Annotated in this window: 7 protein-coding genes; 1 reads left to right on the top strand and 6 read right to left on the bottom strand. The window is 55.9% G+C overall.

The window, feature by feature from the left end; all coding sequences use genetic code 11:
* Positions 1-229: 229 nt before the first annotated feature.
* The 6 genes from ubiA to ACLQ7H_RS03600 all read right to left on the bottom strand — a co-directional run bounded on the left by ubiA (position 230) and on the right by ACLQ7H_RS03600 (position 6376).
* On the bottom strand, positions 230-1096 hold the full coding sequence (gene ubiA / locus ACLQ7H_RS03625) for a 4-hydroxybenzoate octaprenyltransferase (RefSeq protein ID WP_411751491.1): 867 nt from the start codon (positions 1094-1096) through the stop codon (positions 230-232).
* A 17-nt stretch (positions 1097-1113) separates the two neighbouring features.
* A complete protein-coding gene (gene ubiC, locus ACLQ7H_RS03620) occupies positions 1114-1635 on the bottom strand; it encodes a chorismate lyase (protein ID WP_411751490.1) in 522 nt (173 codons plus the stop codon).
* Between the two features lie 317 nt (positions 1636-1952).
* The gene (malM, locus tag ACLQ7H_RS03615; protein ID WP_411751489.1) at positions 1953-2855 is read right to left on the bottom strand and encodes a maltose operon protein MalM; all 903 of its coding nucleotides are present in this window, start codon (positions 2853-2855) and stop codon (positions 1953-1955) included.
* A gap of 113 nt (positions 2856-2968) precedes the next feature.
* Entirely contained in the window at positions 2969-4264 is a 1296-nt protein-coding gene (locus ACLQ7H_RS03610) for a maltoporin (RefSeq protein WP_411751488.1), read from the bottom strand.
* A 29-nt stretch (positions 4265-4293) separates the two neighbouring features.
* Entirely contained in the window at positions 4294-5409 is a 1116-nt protein-coding gene (malK, locus tag ACLQ7H_RS03605; protein WP_411751487.1) for a maltose/maltodextrin ABC transporter ATP-binding protein MalK, read from the bottom strand.
* Positions 5402-6376 carry an alpha-amylase family glycosyl hydrolase gene (locus tag ACLQ7H_RS03600; RefSeq protein ID WP_411751486.1) on the bottom strand — a complete coding sequence of 325 codons (975 nt, stop codon included), beginning with the start codon at positions 6374-6376 and terminating at the stop codon, positions 5402-5404. Before ACLQ7H_RS03600 ends, malK begins: the two co-directional genes overlap by 8 nt.
* Before the next feature lie 354 nt (positions 6377-6730).
* On the opposite strand from ACLQ7H_RS03600, the gene malE reads away from it, so the two are divergent.
* On the top strand, positions 6731-7805 hold a 1075-nt coding region (malE, locus tag ACLQ7H_RS03595; protein WP_411751485.1), incomplete at its 3' end, for a maltose/maltodextrin ABC transporter substrate-binding protein MalE.

The following is a 7805-nucleotide window of genomic DNA, read 5'->3' as shown; positions in this document are numbered from 1 at the left end:
TGATATTGGCGATGCGATCCGCGAGCACACCATGGAGGTTTACACCATGTTGAGCGATCTGATCACCCCGGAAATCAAGCTGACCATCGAAAGCGTCAGCATGCCGGAAGAAACCAATACCCCAGCGCTAGCGGCTGAAGTGGTAAAAGAAGACGAGTAACTTGCAGGTCAGTTACCACAAAAAAGGCATCCGATAGTGGATGCCTTTTTACTTTTTGCTTTGGGCAAATCACACGTAACTAAGCGCAATACCGATGAACAACACCAAGCCAACGTAGTTGTTATTCAGGAAGGCACGGAAACAGGCATCGCGATCGCGGCCAGCCACCTGCTTTTGCTGATGGATAAACAACGCTCCAGCCAACAACAGCGACCAGTAGAACGCGCCCCCCAACTGCATCAGATAACCCACCCATAGCATCAGCAACAGCGTAGCAAACTGCAACACTCCGACGATCAGCTTGTCATGGCGGCCAAACAGCACCGCGGTGGATTTGATGCCAATCTTCAGATCGTCATCACGATCGACCATGGCATACAGGGTATCGTAAGCCACCGTCCAACAGATGTTAGCCAGAAACAGCAGCCAGCAACTCAGTGGCAGCGACTCGCTGACGGCAGCATAGGCCATCGGGATCGACCAGCCAAACGCCGCCCCCAACACCACCTGTGGCAGATTGGTCACTCGCTTCATAAACGGGTAAACCCAGGCCAGCGCCAGAGCCGCCAGCGACAGCCAGATGGTCATGGCGTTCAACGTCAGCACCAGCGCAAAGGAAACCAGCACCAGCGAAACAAACAGGATCTTGGCCTCTTTTTCGCTGACGCGACCACTCGGCATCGGGCGGCCAGCAGTGCGTTTCACATGCCCATCGAACGCGCGGTCGGCATAGTCATTCACCACGCAGCCCGCGGCACGCATCAGGAAAACCCCAAGCACAAACACCAGCAATACCGACGGCGAAGGAACTCCCCCTCCTGCCAACCACAATGCCCACAGGGTAGGCCACAGCAACAATAGCGAGCCAATCGGCTTATCGATACGCATCAGATGGCAATAGGCCTGCCATTTGCTTTGAATCACGCTCCCTTCCAAAGTTCTTTCTCCCCTAATTATGCCGGAGTGCCCTTTTCCACCGTATACAGTGGACAGACCGGTAGAAACAGTTCCGTCAGTAACAATGGTTTTCCCGCCAGACGGAGGCGAGAACGCCGCGCCCACAGATCCTTCTGCTGGCCAACATGGATATAATCGCGCGTCAGGCTTTCACTGCTGAACAGATAACGGCCCAGTGGTAACGTCCCCAGATCGACCAGCGCCAGATCCGGCCCGGTCAGGGTTTCCTGTGGGATCACCGTGCGCCCCAGCAGCCAAGGCTGCCCGTCACCCAGCAAGACGATTTCGCGCAGCCAATAGCGCTCGCTGTGTGGCAGATGAACCGCCTCTTCGGCAAGCTGGTCGCGAGTGATGAAGCATTCACGCTGTGGTTCTACCTGCACACGGCCACAGTGGCGCTCAAAACGACGGGTCATGGAACCTAACTCCATCAGCCAATCGCTAACGGCGGCAGGTATTGAGGAATGGTCAGACAGCCACTCAATAGGTGGCAGGATGGGATCCCTATTGTCAGACATTATGCTACTCCAGGCTGGAGGCTGCGCCCTGCGTGCCGTGCCAAACCATACAAACTGTTAACAGAAATCCATTGTAACGCAGAAATGCAAAAGCGGCAGGCAGATTCGTGACGTAACGCATCACCCATTATCAGGGGGAAAATACCGGGCTGTCGTAGTAGAGGATGTCGTAATGCAAGGGAATTTACGCTGTTGGCGACAGACTAGCCAAGGAAGTCCCTGTCTGCTGAATATCAGCAGGGGGACGCAGGCAGATAAATGAAAAAAGGTGCGCCCAAGCGCACCAATCATCAAGCCAGCATCGGTAGCGTGGGGGGTTACCCCTTGCCTTTCACGCTGCCAATAAACGTTTCACGTGCGGTGGTGGAACCCAGTTTTTCGGCCTCATTCATCAGTTTCAGCGCCTTATCGATATCCCCCGCCTTGACCGCCTGTTTGATGCCGTTATTGAAGTAAGCCTCGGTGTCATTAAGCATCGGCTCTGCCGGTGCGCTAGCCACCGGTGCTGGAGCCGCAACGGCCGGAGCGGCAGCACCCACCACGACCGGTGGCGTTGCCGGAGCCGATTGCAGCATGCCAATCATGATGTTGCTGGCCCCTTGTTCTGCCGTCACCTTCAGCTTCAATGTGCCGCTGGTGCTGTGGCTGGCGATCGGATCCGGAATATCCGGTACCGCATTACCCACCCCTTGAGCATAAGCTTTGGCCGGGTTGGTCAGCGTGGTGGTTTTAGTCAGATCCTGTTGCGTGGTGTACACCAACAGATAAATCTGTTTTTGCCCCAGAGCGGGAGTCAGTTTCAACGTGCCTTCCAGCCGATCGGCAGACATCACGCCCGGTGGCTGGTAAGCGAAATAGCTGCTCGGATAATAGGCCGCCGGGCGCAGATGTTCATCGAGCACCAATACGCTAGGGGCAAAGATTGAGTTTTTATTGGCCAGACTGCTCAGTTGGATTTCCAGCGATCCCCGATCGGCTGGCAGTGCAAATGCAGCAACGGCCCCCTGGATCTGGCCCTGGTTGATCTGTGGGCTGACGTTGTTGAGTTGGACATCCTGGCTAACCGGCGGTACCAACGGCTGCCAAGGCAAGCTTTGCAGCGTGGTGGCACTGATGGCCGGTGCGACGGAAACGTTGGCCGGAGTATCGGCATAGGTCGCCAGCGGTGCGCCGACGGTCAACGCCAGAGACAGGCAGAGTGACAGTAGATTTTTTTTCATTGTTATTACCCTCTCGCTTTGAGCGTGCATCCCGGCAGCGGGCAGGCAAGCGCACTACTGCCGGTTAAACGGTAAGAGGGAGGGCGTGCAGGCGCCCTCCCGTCAAGCCAGTATTACCACCAGATTTCCATCTGGGCACCGAAGGTGACTTCGTCGTCATTACCACGGCTGAAGGTATGCATGCTGGTATCGTTATAGGCGGTACCTGCGTTGTAGCCCGCACCGGAATCGTTGCTTGCGTAGCCCCACTTCTCATCCCAGTTGGCGTAGGTAGCGAAGACACGGATCGCCGGACGTGACCAGATGCTGTTACCCGCTTGCCACTGTTGGGCCAGGGTCACTTTGTATTGGCCGTTGCGATCGCCAGTACGCTGAGACTTCACGTTATCGTAACCGGCTTCCAGCAAGGTGCTCATGATTGGCGTCCATTTGTACATTGGGCGCACGCCCACGGTGTACCAGGTGGTGCCGTTGTCATTGTCGCGGTTAATGTCCTGATACATGGCAACGTACATCATTGCCCAATCATCGTTGAAGTCGATGGCACCGTGATCCAGCACGCGGATCATGCTGCCGTTGTTATCAATGGAAGCGCCTTGGCTGCGGCCATTGTTCTGCGCAGTCATAGAATCGGTGGCGTACTGCACGACAAATTTGTTGTAGCCGCCCAGAATGCTCTGGGTATGTTCCCCAGTAAACATCCAACCGTCTTTGCTTGCCCCATCGGCCAGGTGGTAACCGTCTTGTTCATTGGCACGGCCATAATCCACACCCAGTTCCAACGTACCGCCCGGGTTCAGCTCAAGGCCAGCCAAACGCAGGTCGAAGGTGTCGTTGACGGTTGGACGCTCGTCACGCTGATTGTCGATATAGCCTAAGGAACCACCGGATTCGGTGTTACGGGTCACGGCGGCAGACAGCTTGCCAAAGCCCAGATCGATATTTTCCAGACCGGCACCAGGACCTGAGATGTCCCAGTAGTAGAAGTCGATCATATGGACGTCATGACGCTGATAAAAGCGCTTACCGGCCCACATGTTGGCACCTGGCAACGCGTCGATCAGGTTTTTACCCTGCACGTTCACTTCACGGAAGGCCGGGCTGGTGGATTCCCAGTCAGACTGTTGCGACACGGAATAGGCCACGTTGGTGTCGAAATAGAAGCTCTTGTCGCCCTCTTTCCACACTTCCTGACCCAGTTTCAGTTCCGCATAGGTTTCACACTCGTTACCAAGACGGTACTTACTGCTGGCACCGGTGGACTGGAAGCACTGTTGCTCACCGCCACTCCCGGTCCAACCAATACCGGAACGCGCATAGCCGTGGAAATCCACCGCCATCGCTGATGAGGACAAGACACCGGCGGCGACAGCCAGCGTCAGAGGAAGTTTGCGCAGAGTAGTCATCATTATTCTCCTGTTATACAGACCTTGATGCTTTAAACACCCGGTTCCTGATGCAGCCGTTTACACGCCGTACCGTCCTCGCGGAACAGGTGACAGCGGTGTGGCGGCAGGCCGATGGCGAATGTTGCACCTTCTTCTACCAGCACCACGTCGTTCTGGCGGTAAACCAGGTTTTGACGAATTGCCGGAATTTGGATATGGATTTGCGTCTCGTTGCCGAGCTGCTCCACCACCTGTACTTCACCCATCAATGTCACTTCAGATTCAGAGCTCGGTAACAGATGTTCTGGGCGGATGCCCAACGACAGGTTGGTGCCAACCTCAATGCCCTGTCCTTCAACCGGCAGCCACACCAATTGCCTATTGGGCATCGGCAGTTCGATCTGTACCCGCAACTCTTCCACTCCGGTCACTTTCACCGGCAGGAAATTCATTTTTGGCGAGCCGATAAAGCCCGCGACAAAGCGATTGGCCGGGTAGTGATAGAGTTCCAGCGGCTTGCCGATCTGCGCCACGCGCCCAGCGTCCAGCACCACGATTTTGTCGGCCAACGTCATCGCTTCAACCTGGTCGTGAGTGACGTAAATCATGGTGCGCTGCAACCGTTTGTGCAGACGTGAGATCTCAATGCGCATCTGCACCCGCAGTGCGGCATCCAGGTTAGAAAGCGGTTCGTCCAGCAGGAACACGTCCGGCTCAGCCACCAGCGTACGGCCAATTGCCACACGCTGACGCTGTCCGCCAGACAGGGCTTTTGGGCGCCGGTCCAGTAAATGCGCCAGTTGCAGTACTTCTGATACCTGATTAACCCGCTGATTGATTTCCGCTTTTTTAGCCCCGGCCAGCTTCAGGCCAAACGACATGTTGTCGGCCACGGAAAGATGCGGGTACAGCGCGTAAGACTGGAAGACCATGCCGATACCGCGCTCGGAAGGCGGCACCTCATTCATCCGTTTTTCGCCGATGAACAGATCGCCAGAGGTAATATCCTCAAGCCCGGCGATCATGCGCAGCAGCGTCGATTTACCGCAGCCGGATGGCCCGACAAACACCACAAACTCGCCGTCATCGATGGTCAGATTGACGTCTTTGGAAATCACGACCTCGCCGAAGGCCTTATAAACGCTGCGCAGTGTGACGCTAGCCATGCGTTACTCCCCTGCTTTCGCAGTTAATATTTCGTGTGAAGATGGCGGAACCGAAACCCGCCAAGACCCATTGATGACCCTCTTGCTGAGCACCGTACTGCCATGCCATAGGCTTGGTCGCCTCAGCCGGTGCGGCCGGCTGAGTATAAGGCTGTAGGTTGATCAGCGCTTCAAGGCATTGATCCTGATGGGTAATAATTAAGCGAATGACGCCATTTTCCTGGCTGACCTGGCTCAGAACCCCGCATTGGATCACCGGGTGCTGACGTAGAGCCAACAGGGCCTGGCAGTAACGTAAGGTTGAATGGTTGTCGTGTTGCTGGCGGCTGATGGCCAACGCACGGTGTTCTATCGCCACATGTTGATACCAGTGGATCTCTCCCGCGGTGACCTGCTCCGGCGCTTCATGCCAAGGCATCGGGGTTTGCGCCCCCTGCGGTTCTTGCAGATCCGCCGCGTGTGGCAAGCCCAGTTCTTCGCCCTGATACAAACAGATAGGAGCGGGCAGCAAAGCCAACAGAGTCAGGAAAGCCTGCGCAGAACGCAGATCGCCTTGCCCCCAATGGCTGACCACCCGCGGCTGATCGATTTCGCCGGTGCTCCAGACTTTTTCGCCCAGTTGATGGCGATGGGTATGCAATACCTCCACCAGCTTTTCGCAGCTGAACGGCACCACTTCCAGCGCCAGCGCGCTGCGGGCATAGTGTTGTTCGGGAGCGGCACTGCGGCAGATACGCTGGGTACCTTCACTGTGCCAAAGTGCCAGCCCGTGCCCGGCCACTTCTGCCCCAGTCTCTGGTGATAACGCCTGCGGCAATAACAGCCCGTCCACCGCCAGCGTTTTCAGATAGGGTAGCGCCGCCATCATGCCGCGCACGTCGCCCACACCATCGCCGTTTCCATCGCGGAAACTGACCGGATGGATCCGGTACAACGTAGGATGAGTGGCGGTACGCACTGGTGACATAGATCCGGGTTCCTGCAGCGTTAGGCGGTAAAAATCAATGCTGCCAATAGTGGGGTAAGGGCGAGAAGGGGTAATCATCCGTAACAGGATTTTTCATGGGGGAGGAGACGGGAGGATGAGAGAACGACGATGCGCGGCAAAAGTTCCCGATATAAGGCAAATCTGTGATCTCCCCGACAAAAATAGCCCTCCCTTTTAGTGTCCGACACCACAGAATAGGGCGGTTTGCTAGCTGGATCACACTACTCAGGCATGGGGCGTAGACGGGGGGAGGATGAGAACACAGCGGGTTGTGACCCACTATTAGCGCGTAACCGCTCTCCTTACCGCAGTCCCCACAGAAGGATTGGATTTATGAATCGCACAATGACAACAACCGTACGCCGGCTTGCGCTTTCAGCATTAACGACGCTGGTGCTCTCCTCCTCCGCTTTCGCCAAAATAGAAGAAGGCAAACTGGTTATCTGGATCAACGGCGATAAAGGCTATAACGGCCTGGCCGAGGTGGGTAAAAAGTTTGAGAAAGACACCGGCATCAAAGTGACCATCGAACACCCGGACAAACTGGAAGAGAAGTTCCCGCAGGTTGCCGCTACCGGTGACGGCCCGGACATCATCTTCTGGGCTCATGACCGTTTCGGGGGTTACGCGCAATCGGGCCTGTTGGCAGAAATCCACCCTTCCAAAGCCTTCCAGGAAAAAATCTATCCATTCACTTGGGATGCGGTACGCTTTGACGGCAAGCTGATCGGTTACCCGATCGCGGTGGAAGCCCTGTCGCTGATTTATAACAAAGACCTGATCAAAGAAGCGCCAAAAACCTGGGAAGAGATCCCGGCACTGGATAAAGAGCTGCGCGCTAAAGGCAAAAGCGCCATCATGTGGAACCTGCAAGAGCCCTACTTCACCTGGCCAATCATTGCCGCCGATGGCGGTTATGCCTTCAAGTTTGAAGATGGCAAATACAACATCAAAGACGTGGGCGTAGCCAACGCCGGTTCACAGGCTGGCCTGCAGTTCATCGTCGATCTGGTGAAGAACAAACACATCAACGCCGATACCGACTACTCGATTGCCGAGGCCGCCTTCAACAAGGGCCAGACGGCGATGACCATCAACGGACCTTGGGCCTGGACCAACATCGAACAAAGCAAAATCAACTATGGCGTCACGCTGTTGCCAACCTTCCAGGGCAAGCCGTCCAAACCGTTCGTTGGTGTGCTGACTGCGGGCATTAACGCCGCCAGCCCGAACAAGGAACTGGCGACCGAGTTCCTGGAGAACTACCTGATCACCGATCAAGGCCTGGCTGACGTTAACAAAGACAAACCGTTGGGTGCCGTGGCGCTGAAATCGTTCCAGGAACAGTTGGCGAAGGATCCGAAGATTGCCGCCACCATGCAGAACTCGCAAAACGGCGAAATCATGC

This window comes from Serratia sp. (in: enterobacteria) (assembly GCF_046715635.1).
GTDB lineage: Bacteria > Pseudomonadota > Gammaproteobacteria > Enterobacterales > Enterobacteriaceae > Chania.
This window is presented reverse-complemented; position numbering and strand designations above follow the sequence as displayed.